The 14,735-nt window shown below is 67.4% G+C and carries 13 protein-coding genes, 2 tRNA genes and 6 pseudogenes; 4 read left to right on the top strand and 17 right to left on the bottom strand.

Going from position 1 to position 14,735, the window contains the following annotated elements; all coding sequences use genetic code 11:
- Nucleotide 1 precedes the first annotated feature (1 nt).
- Nucleotides 2–1,428 (bottom strand): annotated as a pseudogene (gene leuC, locus ACHMWU_RS01945) (3-isopropylmalate dehydratase large subunit).
- 91 nt (nt 1,429–1,519) lie between these two features.
- Here leuC and ACHMWU_RS01940 point away from each other — a divergent pair.
- Nucleotides 1,520–2,236 (top strand): annotated as a pseudogene (locus tag ACHMWU_RS01940) (IclR family transcriptional regulator).
- A gap of 103 nt (nt 2,237–2,339) precedes the next feature.
- On the opposite strand, the gene ACHMWU_RS01935 reads toward ACHMWU_RS01940, so the two are convergent.
- The 5 genes and pseudogenes from ACHMWU_RS01935 to ACHMWU_RS01915 form a co-directional block, all read right to left on the bottom strand.
- Nucleotides 2,340–2,516, bottom strand: coding sequence for a methylated-DNA--[protein]-cysteine S-methyltransferase (locus ACHMWU_RS01935; RefSeq protein WP_396041825.1), 177 nt, complete (start codon nt 2,514–2,516; stop codon nt 2,340–2,342).
- Between the two features lie 153 nt (nt 2,517–2,669).
- Nucleotides 2,670–2,798 carry a hypothetical protein gene (locus ACHMWU_RS01930; protein WP_396041433.1) on the bottom strand — a complete coding sequence of 43 codons (129 nt, stop codon included), beginning with the start codon at nt 2,796–2,798 and terminating at the stop codon, nt 2,670–2,672.
- Complete coding sequence (locus ACHMWU_RS01925) at nt 2,798–3,271, bottom strand: DNA-3-methyladenine glycosylase family protein (RefSeq protein WP_396041824.1); 474 nt, start codon at nt 3,269–3,271, stop codon at nt 2,798–2,800. The genes ACHMWU_RS01930 and ACHMWU_RS01925 overlap by 1 nt, the downstream gene beginning before the upstream one ends.
- Before the next feature lie 99 nt (nt 3,272–3,370).
- Nucleotides 3,371–3,579: pseudogene (locus ACHMWU_RS01920) on the bottom strand (AlkA N-terminal domain-containing protein); the annotation flags it as partial.
- Entirely contained in the window at nt 3,507–4,235 is a 729-nt protein-coding gene (locus tag ACHMWU_RS01915) for a bifunctional transcriptional activator/DNA repair enzyme AdaA (protein WP_396041432.1), read from the bottom strand. The pseudogene ACHMWU_RS01920 and the gene ACHMWU_RS01915, both read right to left, overlap by 73 nt.
- Nucleotides 4,236–4,359: 124 nt before the next feature.
- On the opposite strand from ACHMWU_RS01915, the gene ACHMWU_RS01910 reads away from it, so the two are divergent.
- The gene (locus ACHMWU_RS01910) at nt 4,360–5,115 is read left to right on the top strand and encodes a hypothetical protein (protein ID WP_396041431.1); all 756 of its coding nucleotides are present in this window, start codon (nt 4,360–4,362) and stop codon (nt 5,113–5,115) included.
- A gap of 20 nt (nt 5,116–5,135) precedes the next feature.
- On the opposite strand, the gene ACHMWU_RS01905 is transcribed toward ACHMWU_RS01910, so the two are convergent.
- From ACHMWU_RS01905 to ACHMWU_RS01870, 8 genes and pseudogenes are all read right to left on the bottom strand, one after another.
- Nucleotides 5,136–5,639 (bottom strand): hypothetical protein, encoded by a 504-nt coding sequence (locus tag ACHMWU_RS01905; protein WP_396041430.1) that lies wholly within the window; start codon nt 5,637–5,639, stop codon nt 5,136–5,138.
- Nucleotides 5,640–5,670: 31 nt separating this feature from the next.
- Nucleotides 5,671–6,408 (bottom strand): hypothetical protein, encoded by a 738-nt coding sequence (locus tag ACHMWU_RS01900; protein WP_396041429.1) that lies wholly within the window; start codon nt 6,406–6,408, stop codon nt 5,671–5,673.
- Nucleotide 6,409: 1 nt separating this feature from the next.
- On the bottom strand, nt 6,410–7,117 hold the full coding sequence (locus tag ACHMWU_RS01895) for a hypothetical protein (RefSeq protein WP_396041428.1): 708 nt from the start codon (nt 7,115–7,117) through the stop codon (nt 6,410–6,412).
- Nucleotides 7,118–7,499: 382 nt separating this feature from the next.
- A tRNA-Glu gene (locus tag ACHMWU_RS01890) sits at nt 7,500–7,575 on the bottom strand.
- 74 nt (nt 7,576–7,649) lie between these two features.
- Nucleotides 7,650–7,721 (bottom strand) — tRNA-Gln (locus ACHMWU_RS01885).
- Between the two features lie 71 nt (nt 7,722–7,792).
- Nucleotides 7,793–9,283: pseudogene (gene gltX / locus ACHMWU_RS01880) on the bottom strand (glutamate--tRNA ligase).
- Nucleotides 9,276–10,058, bottom strand: a complete 783-nt coding sequence (locus ACHMWU_RS01875; protein WP_396041427.1) for a fumarylacetoacetate hydrolase family protein — start codon at nt 10,056–10,058, stop codon at nt 9,276–9,278. Before ACHMWU_RS01875 ends, gltX begins: the two are co-directional and overlap by 8 nt.
- A gap of 120 nt (nt 10,059–10,178) precedes the next feature.
- Entirely contained in the window at nt 10,179–11,531 is a 1,353-nt protein-coding gene (locus ACHMWU_RS01870) for a hypothetical protein (protein WP_396041426.1), read from the bottom strand.
- A 125-nt stretch (nt 11,532–11,656) separates the two neighbouring features.
- On the opposite strand from ACHMWU_RS01870, the gene ACHMWU_RS01865 reads away from it, so the two are divergent.
- Nucleotides 11,657–11,887, top strand: a complete 231-nt coding sequence (locus ACHMWU_RS01865; protein WP_396041425.1) for a hypothetical protein — start codon at nt 11,657–11,659, stop codon at nt 11,885–11,887.
- Nucleotides 11,888–11,936: 49 nt separating this feature from the next.
- Here the strand turns inward: ACHMWU_RS01865 and ACHMWU_RS01860 are convergent, their stop codons facing one another.
- A complete protein-coding gene (locus tag ACHMWU_RS01860) occupies nt 11,937–12,797 on the bottom strand; it encodes an NAD(P)/FAD-dependent oxidoreductase (RefSeq protein ID WP_396041424.1) in 861 nt (286 codons plus the stop codon).
- Nucleotides 12,798–12,850: 53 nt separating this feature from the next.
- On the opposite strand from ACHMWU_RS01860, the gene ACHMWU_RS01855 reads away from it, so the two are divergent.
- Nucleotides 12,851–13,285 carry a MerR family transcriptional regulator gene (locus tag ACHMWU_RS01855; RefSeq protein WP_396041423.1) on the top strand — a complete coding sequence of 145 codons (435 nt, stop codon included), beginning with the start codon at nt 12,851–12,853 and terminating at the stop codon, nt 13,283–13,285.
- On the opposite strand, the pseudogene ACHMWU_RS01850 reads toward ACHMWU_RS01855, so the two are convergent.
- A pseudogene (locus ACHMWU_RS01850) lies at nt 13,270–13,936 on the bottom strand (isoprenyl transferase). The gene ACHMWU_RS01855 and the pseudogene ACHMWU_RS01850 overlap by 16 nt on opposite strands.
- A gap of 92 nt (nt 13,937–14,028) precedes the next feature.
- Nucleotides 14,029–14,683 (bottom strand): annotated as a pseudogene (gene recO / locus ACHMWU_RS01845) (DNA repair protein RecO).
- Between the last annotated feature and the right edge of the window lie 52 nt (nt 14,684–14,735).

Genomic DNA, 14,735 nt, shown 5'->3' with positions numbered 1-14,735 from the left:
ATCAGGCTCCTGCCTTCTCGAGCTCAGCCAGGTCGGCGGGACCGGCGAGGTGACCGAGGACGCCCGTGGCGATGGCGACGTCGGGCGACACGAGGTGCGTCTCGGCCTCCCTTGCCCTGGCGGCCCTCGAAGTTGCGGTTGGACGTCGACGCGCTGCGCTCGCCGGGCTGCAGGGTGTCGGGGTTCATGCCCAGGCACATCGAGCAGCCCGCTCCGCGCCATTCGGCGCCAGCGTCCTTGAAGATCACGTCAAGGCCCTCCTGCTCGGCCTGCAGGCGCACCCGCACCGAGCCAGGAACCACGAGGATGCGCGTGTTCTCGGCGACCTTGTGCCCCTTGATGAGCTCGGCGGCGACGCGCAGGTCCTCGATACGACCGTTCGTGCACGAGCCGATGAAGACCGTGTCGACGTCGATCTCCTTCATCGGTGTGCCGGCGGTGAGTCCCATGTAGGCCAGGGCGTTCTCGGCGGCGATGCGCTCGTTCTCGTCCTCGAACGAGGCCGGATCGGGAACGTTGCCCGACAGGGCGACGCCCTGCCCGGGGTTGGTGCCCCAGGTGACGAACGGCGTGATGGTCGAGGCGTCGATCGTGATGACCTTGTCGAACTCGGCGTCGTCGTCGGTGACCAGGCTGTCCCAGTGCGCGACGGCAGCATCCCAGTCGGCGCCGGTCGGCGCGCTGGGACGTCCCTTGAGGTAGTCGTACGTCGTCTGGTCGGGGGCGATGAGGCCCGCCTTGGCGCCCCACTCGATCGACATGTTGCAGACCGTCATGCGAGCTTCCATCGACAAGCTTGCGGATGGCCTCACCGCGGTACTCCACGATGTAGCCCTGTCCACCGCCCGTGGTCTCCTGCGTGATGAGGGCGAGCACGAGATCCTTCGCGGTCGAGCCGACGGGCAGCTTCTCCGACGACGTCGACGGCCATCATCTTGGGCTTGGCCTGCGACAGCGACTGCGTCGCGAGGACGTGCTCGACCTCGGGACGTGCCGATGCCGAAGGCGATCGAGCCGAAGGCGCCGTGCGTCGACGTGTGCGAGTCGCCGCACACGATCGTCATGCCGGGGCTGGGTCAGACCCAGCTGGGGGCCGACGACGTGGACGATGCCCTGGTCGATGTCGCCCATGGGGTGCAGGCGGACACCGAACTCCTTGCAGTTGCGGCGCAGCGTCTCGACCTGCGTGCGCGACACCGGGTCGGCGATCGGCTTGTCGAGATCGGTCGTGGGGATGTTGTGGTCTTCGGTCGCCAGAGTCAGGTCGGGCCGACGCACGCTGCGCCCGGCGATGCGCAGGCCGTCGAACGCCTGCGGGCTTGTGACCTCGTGGATGAGGTGGAGATCGATGTAGAGAAGGTCGGGCTCGCCTTCGTGGCGGCGAACGACGTGTTCTTCCCAGATCTTCTCGGCAAGAGTCTTGCCCATGATGCACTCCTCGACTCTCCTGCTGTCGCAGGACCTTGTGGTGGCTGTCCCAGATACTTGCGTCTCACTATCGATACGGCAGTATCAAGACATGGACAACTCTAGCGGAGTCGGGGTTCTCGACAAAGCCGCCATGGTGCTCGCCGCACTCGAACCTGGCCCTGCCACGCTGGCCGGTCTCGTAGCCAGCACAGGGCTTGCACGCCCTACTGCGCACCGCCTGGCCGTCGCCCTTGAACATCATCGGCTCGTCGCACGCGACATGCAAGGCCGCTTCATCCTCGGCCCCCGGCTCGGCGAGCTCGCCGCGGCTGCCGGCGAGGATCGTCTGCTGGCAGCTGCCGGCCCGGTCCTGGCCCGCCTGCGGGACATCACCGGTGAGTCGGCCCAGCTCTTCCGCCGCCAGGGCGACTTCCGCGTGTGCGTCGCGGCCGCCGACCGGCCGACGGGTCTGCGCGACTCGATCCCCGTCGGCGGACAGCTCACGATGGCTGCCGGGTCTGCCGCGCAGGTGCTGCTGTCGTGGAGGACCCCGAACGGATGAACAAGGGGCTGCTCAAGGCCACCTTCTCGGCCGCCGAGGCTCTCGGCGGTTCGTCGCCGCGGATGGGCGCAGAGCGTCGGCGAGCGCGAGAACGGTGTCGGCTCGGTCTCTGCCCCCGTCCGCTCCCCCTCCGGCAAAGTCGTCGCAGCGGTGTCGGTGTCGGGCCCGCTCGAACGACTGACCCGTCAGCCCGGACGCATGCACGCTCCTGCGGTCGTCGCTGCCGCAGAACGCCTCTCGCAAAGCCTGCGCCGCGCCACCTGACCCTGACGAGGTAGTTGTCGCCCCGCGGCGCAGGTAGTGTCGCCCTCCTCAAGGACGACAACTACCTCCTCAAGGGGCGGGACTACCTCCTCAGCGGGGAGGGTTAGAAGAGGCCGGGGCGTTCGAGGTCGAGGAGCGTCCGCTTGCGCTCGATGCCACCGGCGTAGCCCGTCAGCGTTCCGTCGGCACCGATGACGCGGTGGCACGGCACGATGATCGGGATCGGATTGGCCCCGTTGGCCGCACCCACCGCCCGCGAGATGACCGGCTCGTAGCCCAGCCGCCTCGCGACGTCCCCATGGCTCGCCGTCTCGCCGTACGGGATGCGTCTCGCTCGGCCCAGACCTTCTGCTGGAACTCCGTGCCGCCGTTGGCCAGCGGGACGTCGAAATCGGTGCGCGTCCCCGCGAAGTACTGCCGAGCTGTTGCTCGGTCACGTCAAGAAGCGCATCAGGCGCCGACGACCTCGTGGGGTGGCCCCGAAGTCGATCGCCGTGATCAGTCCGGCCGACGAGTGCAGTCGCAGCCCACCGATCGGTGAGTCCATCCAACGTGTTGCCATCACTGCGTCCTCTCGTCGTCGGCGCTCGCGCGCCACAGGTACATCGCCGCGTACGAACGCCACGGCTTCCAGGTCTCGGTCCGTGCTGCGTCGATGCCGTGACGCTGCAGCATCCGCCGGATGATCAGGTCGGTCTCGAGCATCACGTCGGGATGCGCCAGCGCCCGCATGCAGATGTAGTCGGCGGTCCAGGGTCCGATGCCCGGCATCGCCACAAGCATCGCGCGCGCCTCCTCACGGTCGGTCCCCGAGTCGAGCCGCAGCGTGCCCTCGGCCATCGCTCGAGCGACGCCGATCAAGGCGCGCGCCCGAGCCCGCGGCATGCTGAGTGACGTGTCGTCGGCTGCGGCAAGCGCCTCGGCCGTGGCGAAGGCGTGCGTCAAGCCATGCGCCGCAGCCAGGTCGAACGACACGGGGTCTCCGAAGGCCTGCGCGAAGCGGCCCAGGATCGTGCGGGCTCCGGCGACCGACACCTGCTGCCCGACGATCGCGCGCACCGCGACCTCGAAACCGTCGACCTGGCTCGGGACACGCAGCCCGGGTGCGGCTGCAAGAAGGGGCGCCAAGAACGGGTCGGCGCCCAGCACCTCGGCGATCGCCACCGGATCGGCATCGAGGTCGAGCAACCGGCGCGAGCGTTGCACCGCGACTGCGGTGTCGCGCAGATCGGCCAGCCGAGCTCGCAGGCCACGTGATCGTCGTGCAGAGTCAGCTGGACGACGCCCAACCCATGTGGAAGCCGCAACACCCGGACGTAGGTACGGTCCTCGACCTTCTCCACACCGGTGATCGCACGTCCGGCCAAGAATGAAGGAGACCGTCGGCGTGGAACGGCTGTCGCACCGCCAGCCGCAACGTCAGGCGTCCGGTAGGGGTGCCGCGCCGACCGCGCATCTGCGTCGGGGTCAGTGCGTAGGCCTGTCGCACGGAGTCGTTGAACTGCCGGATGGAGGCGAATCCGGCAGCGAACGCGATGTCGGACATCGGCAGCTCGGTCGTCTCGATCAGCACACGGGCGGCCTGCGCCCGGTTGCTCCGCGCGATCGCCAGCGGACCGGCGCCCACTTCGTCGGCGAGCATCCGGCTAACATGTCGCTGGCTGTAGCCGAGTCGTTCGGCCAGTCCCTCGACACCGCCCCGTTCGACGACTCCGTCGGCGATCAGCAGCATCGCGCGACCCACCGCGTCGGCGCGCACATTCCACTCCGGCGAGCCTGGGGTCGTGTCGGGTCGACATCGTCGACACGCCCGCAGCCCGGCGTCCTGCGCGGCGGCCGCAGTCGCGTAGAAGGTCACGTTCTGCGGCTTGGGCGTCACAGCAGGGCAGGACGGACGGCAGTAGATGCCGGTCGTCCGGACGCCGGTGTAGAACACCCCGTCGAATCGCGCCTCGCGCGCCTGGACGGCGCGGTAGCAGCGTTCGTGATCGGTGTACATGCCTCCATCATGACGCGCCTCAGCGACAGATACTGGCGGGAATCAGACACGAACAATCGATGACGAAGCCCCCATCAACGGTTTTGCCCTATGCTCGTGCCGAAATCACTACCAAGGGGCGTCCATGGCTGAGAAGAAGGTTGTTCGCGTCGAGAGCACGGGCACCGCGCAGGAGTCCGATCCGACCTGGAAGCCCACGCCGGAGGCGAAGAGCACGTCGACCCGGTTCCGCCTCATCGCGGCAGCCCTGTGGGTCGTCGCGATCGGTCTCGAGGCGTACGCGATCTTCGGGCTGCTCAACCAGGACCCGGTCAACATGGTCCTGCTGATCGTCCTCATCGTGGTCATCGGCTTGCTGGCCGTCGGCGGTTCGCTGCTGTGGAAGAAGGCGAACCGGCTCGATCCCGCCTCCAAGAGCGACACGGTCCGCTTCTTCGTCCAGAACCAGCTGGGCGCGATCATCACGGTCATCGCCTTCTTGCCGCTGATCGTCCTGATCCTGCTCAACAAGGACATGAGCCCTCAGCAGAAGGCCCTCGCGGGCGGCCTCGGCGCGATCGTCATGGTGGCCGCCGCAGCGGTCGGCATCGACTGGAACCCGCCGTCGACCGAGCAGTACTCCGCCGAGACCAACGAGGTCACTGACATCGTGGGCCAGGACCTCGTGTACTGGACGAAGTCCGGCAAGGTCTTCCACCTGTGCGAGAAGGTCTCGGCGGTCAACCTGAAGTCGAAGGACAACACGATCTACTCCGGCACGGTCGCCGATGCGCATGCGGCGGGCAAGGAGCGGCTGACGCTGCAGGTCGCCCAGGAGACCAAGCAGTGCGGTTTCGACACCCCCACACCGGCGCCCGATACGTCGACCGACGCTCCGTAGTCGAGCGCGTCACGACCGCGTCAGGATGACGACTGCTGGGTCGCGCGAGTCATCGCGACGTAGCGGTCGACGGCGCCGGACGTGCCGCTGCCGAAGGACTCGGGATCGACCAGGACGACCAGGTCGAACTCGAGTCCTTTCGAGAGCTCCGGAGCCAGCCAGCGGATGCGTGAGGACGTCAGTTCAGCCGAGTCGACCTCGACGACGGAGATGACGCAGGCCACTCCCTCGGCATGCGCCAGCAGCCAGGTCTGGACGATCTCGGCCAACTCCTCCACGGTTCCCCTGCGGACCGGTACGCCGGTGCCGCGGATCGACCTCGGCACGTTCGCGTCCGGCAGCACCGCACGGATGATCGGAGCCGCCTCCGCCATGACCTCCGACGGCGTCCGGTAGTTGACGTCGAGGGACGACACGACGACCTGGTCGAGCCCGATTCGGGCGAGCCTCTCCTGCCACGACTCGGCGAATCCGCTCCGGGCCTGGCCCGGTCCCCCACGATCGTGAAGCTCCGCGACGGGCACCGCGACACCAACATCTGCCATTGCGCATCGGTCAGCTCCTGCGCCTCGTCGACGACGATGTGCGCGAAGGGTCCCGCCAGCAGGTCAGGGGTGACGGCCGGCAGCACCTCCTCGTCGACCAGGACGGCCTGAAGATCTTCGTGGCGCAGGCTCGTGACCAGCCCGACGCCGTAGGCGTCGCCGTCTGCCTGTGCCAGCCGTCGATGACGCGATTCATCTGCTCCCGCTCGACGTCGAGCGCCTCGGCGCGGGTGCGCTCCCGGCGAGATGTCCCGGGGTCACCCAGCCGTTGCCGTGCTGCATCGAGGAGAGGCAGGTCTGCGTCGGTCCAGCGGTAGGCGTGATCCCGCTGCAGCAGCCGGACCTCCTCGGCACTCAGCCATGGAGCGCACCGGCGCAGATAGGCCGGAACCGTCCACAGGTCGGCGACCAGGTCGGTGGGCTCGATCAACGGCCACGCGCGCGCGAACGCCTCGCGCAGCCCCTCGTGCCGGCGCAGTGAGCTTCGGATCAGCTCGAGCGGCTCGGTCTCGCCGTCGTGCTTGTCGACCAAGATCGCGATCAGCTCGTCCCAGACGAGGTCGCGTGCCTCGTTGTGCGGCACGCCGGTGGCAGCAGCGTCGAATGCCTCGGCCCAGTCGGTAGCGCTCAGCCAGGTCTCCGACGTGTCGGTGTCGATCGACATGCCGACGGTCGGAGGCTCCTCGGTAGACTGCACCGCCGGCTCGATCGCCCCCACCAGGGCTGCGGACTCCTTCAGCCGCGCCACCTCAGCATCGAGCCCGATGACGGCCGCGGCTCCCCTCGGGCACGAGATCACGCAACGTGCAGGTCTGCACACCGTCCTCCCCCAGGCTCGGCAGGACGTCAGCCACATAGGCCAGGTACGGACGACTAGGGCCCACGAACAGCACTCCGCCGCGGCGGTCGCCGAGACGCGGGTCGGAGTACAGCAGGTAGGCCGTGCGGTGCAGCGCCACGACGGTCTTGCCAGTGCCTGGGCCCCCATCGACGACCAACGCCCCGCGTGACCCGGCCCGGATGATCGCATCCTGGTCGGCCTGGATCGTGCCCAGCACGTCGCGCATCTGCGAGGACCGCTCCGCGCCGAGGCTTGCGATGAAGGCCGACTGGTCATCGAGTGCCGCATGTCCGTCGAGTGCATCCGCATCGAAGACCTCGTCCCAGTAGTCACTGACCCGACCTGCCGTCCAGCGGTAGCGGCGACGGCTCACGAGCCCAGCAGGGCGGGCGTGGGTCGCGGCGAAGAATGGCTCCGCTGCCGGGGTGCGCCAGTCGACCAGCAGACGCCTACCTTCGTCGTCGGTCAGTCCGATCCGTCCGATGTACACCGGCTCGACGCCGTCAGCGCTGATGATGCGTCCAAGGCACAGGTCGAGGTCGAACCGGCGCAGGGTGCGCAAGCGTGCCGTCAGGCGGTGGATCTCGAGGTCGCGATCCATCGCGTCCTGTCCCATGCCGCCTGGCGCCCTGCGCGCGGAGTCGAGTCGTCCGACGGCCGAGGCGATCGAGCTTCTCGACGGCTCGGGTGATGTGCGCGAAGTGCAGCTCGTCGTCGCCGATCAGGCGCGGATCCGCCTTTGCGACCAGGTGCTCGGGGCAGTGAGAAGGCCGACCCGTCTGCTCGGCCGACGTCGTCAGTTCGTGGGTGCATGGCGCGACTCGCATTCCAGTGGGATCTGTCTACGGTCGGCCATTCTGAGGCACCCCTGGGGGGCTTGCGGCAAGCCCCCAGGTTCGCTATACCTTGGACATGGAAGGGCGTTGATCTCGCTTCTTCTTCGCCAACAGCAAGACCCCCTGATCTCGCGTTTCCGCAGATCAGAGGGTCTTTTTCCATGGTAGCCCCGACGGGATTCGAACCCGCGCTACCGCCTTGAGAGGGCGACGTGCTAGGCCGCTACACAACGGGGCCATGGCGCTTCTTGCTGGCCTTTCGGCCTTGAGTACCTTACCAAACTGCCGGTGAAAGCCGATCGGTGGGTCTCGCTGGGATACTAGGACTCGAACCTAGAATGGCGGTACCAGAAACCGCTGTGTTGCCAATTACACCATATCCCAATGGCTGCGGACGAGGTCCGAACCGAGAACAAACATTACCTGACCCGGTCCGCAGCTTCCCAACTCGGGGTTCACCCCAAGGCTGCATCCAGGCGGGCGATGGTCTTGCGGTGACCCAGCAGCTCCAGCGACTCGAACAGCGGCGGGAGAGATACGACTTCCCGTCACCGCAACGCGAACCGGCCCAAATGCCAGCCTCGGCTTGAGCCCCAGGCCGTCGATCAGCGTCGCCCGCAGCGCCCCCTCGATCGTCGCAGTCGTCCACTCGGCGGTGCCGGGGATCGCGTCGAGCGCATCGCGCGCTGCCTTGACGACCTCGAGGCCCGCCTCGTTGAGGTTCTTGGCCGCATCGGCCTCGTCGACCACGAACTCGGCGTCGGAGACGAAGAGGAAGCGCAGCATGTCGACGGCTTCTGTGAGAAGTGTCATGCGTTCGTGCACCAGCGGGGTCGCGGCCGCCAGGATGCCCAGCTGCGTCTCGGTCGGCTCAGCGTCGATGAGACCTGCCTCGTGGAAGTAGGGCACCAGACGGTCACGCGGCTCCGCTCTCGGACAGCAGGCGCACGTGCGAGCCGTTGATGGCCTCGGCCTTCTTGATGTCGAAGCGAGCCGGGTTGGGGTTGACCCGCCCGATCTCGAACACGTCGACCATCTCGGGGATCGTGAAGACGTCGCGGTCGTCGGCGATCGACCAGCCGAGCAACGCCATGTAGTTGAGCAGCCCTTCGGGCAGGAAGCCCTTGGGCTTGTAGTCGAGCAGGTTGGACTCGGGATCACGCTTGGACAGCTCTGCGGTTGCCCTCGCCCATCACGAACGGCAGGTGACCGAACTCGGGCGTGAACCCGCCACCGATGCCGATCTCGGCGAATGCCTCGTACAGGGCGATCTGTCGCGGCGTGGAGCTCAGCAGGTCTTCGCCGCGCAGGACGTGGGTGATGCCCATCATGGCGTCGTCGGTGGGGTTGGTCAGCGTGTACAGCGGCTGACCGTTGGCGCGCACGAGCACGTAGTCCTGGACGTTCTCTGAGCCGAACGTGATCTCGCCGCGGACCAGGTCGTTGAACGTGTAGTCCTTGTCGGGCATCTTGAAGCGGATGACGGGCTGGCGCCCCTCGGCCTCGTAGGCCGCGATCTGCTCGGGCGTCAGGTCTCGGTGGAGCCCGTCGTAGCCGCTGGGCTTGCCGGCCGCCCGGGCGGCGTTACGACGCGCCTCGAGCTCTTCGGCGGAGTCGTACGCCTTGTAGGCGAACCCTGCGTCGAGCAGCTGCTGTGCGACGTCGGCGTAGATGCCCATGCGCTCGGACTGGCGGTAGGGGCCGTTCGGGCCACCGACCTCGGGGCCCTCGTCCCAGTCGAGGCCCAGCCAGCGCATGACCTCGACGAGCAGGTGGTACGACTCCTCGTTGTCACGAGAGGTGTCGGTGTCCTCGATGCGGAAGACGAACTTGCCGCCGTGGTGGCGGGCAAATGCCCAGCTGAACAGGGCCGTGCGGGCCATGCCGACGTGCGGATTGCCGGTCGGGCTGGGGCAGAAACGGGCAACTACGGGACGGTCAGTCATTCGCGCTCACTACGGGATTGGTCAGGGTTCCGAGGCCTTCGACGGTCACGCTGACCTGATCGCCGACCTGCATGGGACCAACACCCTCTGGAGTGCCGGTGAGGATGACGTCGCCAGGCAGCAACGTCATGAAGGATGAGACGTACTCGATGATCGCCGGCACGTCGAAGACCATGTCGGAGGTCTGCCCGTCCTGCTTGAGATCGTCGCCGAGGCGGGTCGTGACGCGGACGTTCGAAGGATCGAAGTCGGTCTCGATCCACGGGCCGAGGGGGCAGAACGTGTCGAAGCCCTTCGCGCGAGCCCACTGGCCGTCCTTGGCCTGCAGGTCGCGAGCCGTGACGTCGTTGGCGATCGTGTAGCCGAAGATGACCTTGGAGGCGTCTTCGGCGGAGATGTCGCGGCAGATACGCCCGATCACGACTGCGAGCTCGCCCTCGAAGTGGACGTCGTTGCTCTGCTCGGGATAGAAGATCGGCTCGCCGGGCCCGATCACCGAGGTGTTGGGCTTGAGGAAGATCAGAGGCTCCTCTGGAACTGCCCCACCCATCTCGGCGGCGTGCGCGGCGTAGTTCTTGCCGACGCACACGACCTTGCTGCGCGGGATGACCGGCGCGAGCAGCCGCGCATCCGCGAGCGGGATCTTCTGGCCGGTGAGGTGGAGACCCGCGTACAGCGGATCCCCGTTCAGCACGGCGATGGTGGGGACGCCGTTGTCGTCCCCGATGACTCCGAAACGGGGATCGTCGTCCCCTGCAAACCTGGCGATACGCATAGGGCACCAGAGTATCGGTGATTCCGGCATCCCCGCACACGCCCGTTCGACGGCGACGCGGCCGTGCGTGGAACAGATCTCGCTAGGACTGCACGCTCTTCGTTGCCCTCGACTTCTTGGTCAAGCCGCGTATCCACGTTGGGAGCCTGTCACTCTCACCGTGATCTTCTTGCCGCGCATCTTCGCCGAGACCTTGTACTTCACCTTCGTCGCTCTGGCGATCTTCTTGCCGTTGGCGAACCATTGGTATTTCAGCTTCGTCCCGGAGGGTCTCCATGCCTTGGTGGAGACCTTGAGAGTCTTGCCGACCTTTGCCTTGCCTGTGATCTTCGGGGTGGGCGCTGCGCTGAACTTGCCTGCCACGGCCGGTCTGGTCGCTCGCGAGATCTTCGAGGCCGTGGTGTATCCGGCCTTCTTTCCCGTGACCCTGACCGCGAGCGTCTTGCCGAGGTCGGAGGCAGCCAGGGAGTACGTTCTCGACCTGGCACCCGAGATCACGGATGATCCTCGGTACCACTGGTACGTCAGTGCGGTTCCCGGCGTCCATCCGCCGGTCGAGGCGCTCAAGGCCTTTCCTACGGCTGCGGTGCCCGTGACCGTGGGTGTGGGCACGGTCAGGGTCCCAGGCTCCACCGGCGCAGTCTCTGCGCTGAACACCCTGGCCGGCAGGTACGTCTCACCGCCCCAGGGCGCTGTCGCTGTCACCATGACGCTGATGGTCGCGCCGAGATCGGCCGCACCCAGGACGTAGGCCGAGGTCGTCGCGTTCGGGATCGATGCCCCGTTGCGCAGCCACCGGTACGTCAGCGTGGGGTACGTCGGGTCCCACAGCGACGTGTTCGTCGTCGCCGTCAGCTTCGAGCCCACCGCGGCCCGGCCAGTGATCGTCGGCGTCTCGGCCGACCTGAACGGCACTCCGTCTGCCGTCAGGTTCATCTCTCCGGCGTCGAACGTCTGTCCCTTGCGTACCACGAAGCTGTTCAGGTTCGTGGCCGCAAGCGCGCCCGGTTCGTCTGATCCACTGGTCTGGCCGCCGTAGTACATGTACCGGTTGCCGTTGTCGTACCACTTCGCCTGCAGTGTGTAGGTCTTGCCCGCCTGGACGTCGTCGAGCACGAACCTTCCGTCGTCGTCCGCCACGGCTCCCTCCCGCTGCATCCAGGTGGACCATTCGGGAGAGTACTCGAACAGCAACACATTGCTCCCGTTGGCGGGGAATCCGTTGTGTCTCAACGTGCCCGTGACCTTGCCCCACTCGGGAGTGGATACAGGCGGCTCAGCGAACTCGATGTCCTTGCCCGGAAGGTCGGCGTCCACGACCTCGACGTCCAACGACTTGTCCAGGACGCGCCCCATGTTGTCCCAGAACGTCAGGGTGTAGGCGCCCGGCCTCAGATTGATGCTGTACTGGCCGAAAGGGTTGCTGACGGTTTCGTTGACGGGCTCGGTCTCGCCTGCCTTCGTCGCATACACCGTGAAGGTCCCGGTCGACCCGGAAGCTCCAGGAGGCGGTCCCCGACACCGCGTACACCTCGTACGCCTCCAGGTCGAAGTCCACGCCCACGTTTCCGGGGCCTCCATCGAGGGTGATGGTCTCGATGGCGGCATCGGCGACCGACGCGCCGCTCTCCGCTGACGCGACCGCAGGCACCACGGCCACGCTGCCGACCATCACCAGCACGGTGGCCGTCGTGGCCGCAACAGCTTTGGCGCGCAGTGTGGTGATCAAGGTGGTGATCGATGTGGCTGCGCGCATTGGCAGGAGTCCCCTCAGATCTTCGCGCCTCACGGGTAGACGCCCGCTCGAACAATCGCGCCACGAAGTCTAGACCGACCACGGATCATCTCCACTGAGTTCGCAGTACGTACTCGTGACCGTCAGCCATGAGCAGGTACTGCAGGCAGGCCGCGCCCGCCACCAGGCCGGCTGCCTGCGAGGTCAGGATCGACGACATCGGCATCGGCAAGCTCACGCACATGCGCAGCGTCCCCGGCTGCGAAGACGCCCGGCAGCGAGGTGCTCTGGAAGGCATCGACCACCATGCACCCGGAGTCGTTGAGCTCCAGCCCGAGCTGCTCGGCGAACGGCGCCGACTGGCTGAAGGACGGACCGATGAACATCCCGTCGACCCGGATCATGCCGTCGTCGAGCGTGAGGTCGAGTCCACCGTCGCGACGCTCGACGCGCTGGACCCGACCGAAGACCGGCACCAGCTCGGCGCCGATGCGACCCAGCATCGCCGTCAGGCGCTCGGCGTGGGCACCCTCGACATCGAGCGCGACAGTGCGGCCCGCGAACTCGTGGCCGTGGCAGAACGGGCAGTGGGCGATCTCCTTGCCCCACGCGGCCGCCAGGCCGGGAACGTCCGGAAGTGCGTCGCGGACTCCCGTCGCGAGGACCAGCGCTGCTGCCCTCTCGGTGCTCGTGTCGAGGTGGACGATGAACCCGTCGCCGTCACGCTCGACGCGTTCGGCAGAGACCTCACGGACCTCGACGGTGTCGTAGGCAGCCAGGTCGACGTGTGCGAGGCGCCGGAACTCCTGCGGGGCGATGCCGTCGTGGGTCGCGTAGTTGTGCGCGTGCTCGACCGTGCCGTTGCGGTACTGGCCGGAGTCGAGGACGAGAACGTCTCGGTGCATGCGTCCGAGGGTCAGTGCGGCCTGCAGACCGGCCGGACCTGCGCCGATCACGATGACGTCGTAGGTGGCTCTGACGGTTGAAGTGGTGGGGTGATCCATGGTGAGGCCTTTCGCTGTTTGCATGTGCCTCCATGGTGTGAGTTCATGTCAACATGAAGTCAAGTCTGAGGTCGATCGGCGACACGGCGGCACAGTTCGGGCTGGCCACCCACGTGCTGCGGCACTGGGAGGACAGCGGGCTGCTGCGGCCCGAACGCGACCCGGCAGGCCGACGCCTGTACGGCGACGACGACATCGTCCGAATTGCCACGATCCTGCGCAGCAAGGCCGCTGGGATGACTCTCGAGCAGATCGGTGTGCTGCTCGACGACGATCACGGCCCGCAACGGCACCGCGTCCTGCAGGAACATCTCGCCGAGCTCGACCGACGGATGGCCGAGATGCACCTGGCCCGCGAGATGACTCAGCACGCCTTCGACTGCGAGGCGCACGACGTCACCCGGTGCCCCGGATTCAGGGCCACGATCCAGGACATGCTGGACGGCACCCGCCCCTGGTCGATCGATGCAGCTCAGGCGCTGCCGTAGCGGCGGTTGCGCTCGGCGTAGGTCTCGATCGCTGCCCACAGGGCGCGACGATCGACGTCTGGCCAGGCGATGTCGCTGAACACCATCTCGGCGTAGGCCGACTGCCACAGCAGGAAGTTGCTGGTGCGCTGCTCGCCTGACGTGCGCCAGAACAGGTCGACGTCGTGCATGTCGGGCTCGTCGAGGTAGCGCGCGAACAGCTTCTCGGTGACCTTGTCGGGATTGACCTTGCCTGCGGCCACGTCGCGGGCCAGTGCCGCCGCAGCATCGGCGATCTCGGCGCGGCCACCGTAGTTGACGCACATCGTGAGGGTCAGGACGTCATTGTTCTGGGTGAGCTTCTCGGCGGCCTCCAGCCACGGATGACGCTGCGCCACAGCCGTGGACGTCGACCCGCCCAGCGCACCCGGACGCCCAGCCGTGCATCTCGTCGCGGCGTCGCCGGATGACATCGCGGTTGAACCCCATCAGGAAGCGCACCTCGTCGGGTGAACGCTTCCAGTTCTCGGTCGAGAAGGCGTAGGCCGAGATGGCCTTGACCCCGATCTCGATGGCGCCCTCGACGACGTCGAACAGGGCGGCCTCACCCATCTCGTGGCCAGCTGTGCGGGGAAGACCGCGCTGCTTGGCCCACCGGCCGTTGCCGTCCATGACGATCGCGACGTGGTGCGGGACCTGCGCCAGGGGGATCTGCGGCGCGGTGGCTCCCGACGGGTGCGGGAACGGCGCGCGGACGGTGCGCTTCACCGGTCGACGTGGCTCAGGGAGCGGAGACCGCGCTCGAGGTGCCAGGACAGGTAGGCGCTGACCATGCCGCTGGCCTCGCGGCGGGAACGGTCGTCAGACGTCGCGACGGTCGGCCAGTCGCCGCTGAGCAGGCCGGCCAGCAACGTCACGGTGAACGGTGACGGGGCCGCGCAACCGGGAACCCGGCAGTCGTCGCACAGCATCCCTCCCGGAGGCGGCGTGGAAGTTGCGGTGCGGGCCCTCTTCGCCGCACCGGGCGCAGCCGTCGAAGGTCGGCGCGTAGCCGGCGATCGACAGCGCTCGCAGCTGGTAGGAGTCGAGGATCAGGCTCGGAGTCATGCGCCCCTCGGTCAACGCCCGCAACGCACCGGTGAGCAGCTGGAACTGGGTGACGGCCGGTTCGCCGTCTTCCTGCACGAGCCGTTCGGCCGTCTCGAGCATCGCGGTGCCAGCGGTGTAGGCCGCGTAGTCGGCACCGAGGCTCTTGGAGAAGGCGTTGACCGTCTCGGCCTGCGTGATGATGTCGAGCGAGCGCCCCTCGGCCAGCTGCAGGTCGACGTGCATGAACGGCTCGAGCCGTCCGCCGAACCGTGACGTGGTCTTGCGGACCCCTTTGGCAACGGCTCGGACGATGCCGCGTTGACGGGTCAGCAGCGTGATGATGCGGTCGGCTTCACCGCGGCTTGTGGACCCGCAGCACGAT

Origin of the sequence: Aeromicrobium sp. UC242_57, from assembly GCF_044452305.1 — a bacterium.
Lineage (GTDB): Bacteria > Actinomycetota > Actinomycetes > Propionibacteriales > Nocardioidaceae > Aeromicrobium.
This window is presented reverse-complemented; position numbering and strand designations above follow the sequence as displayed.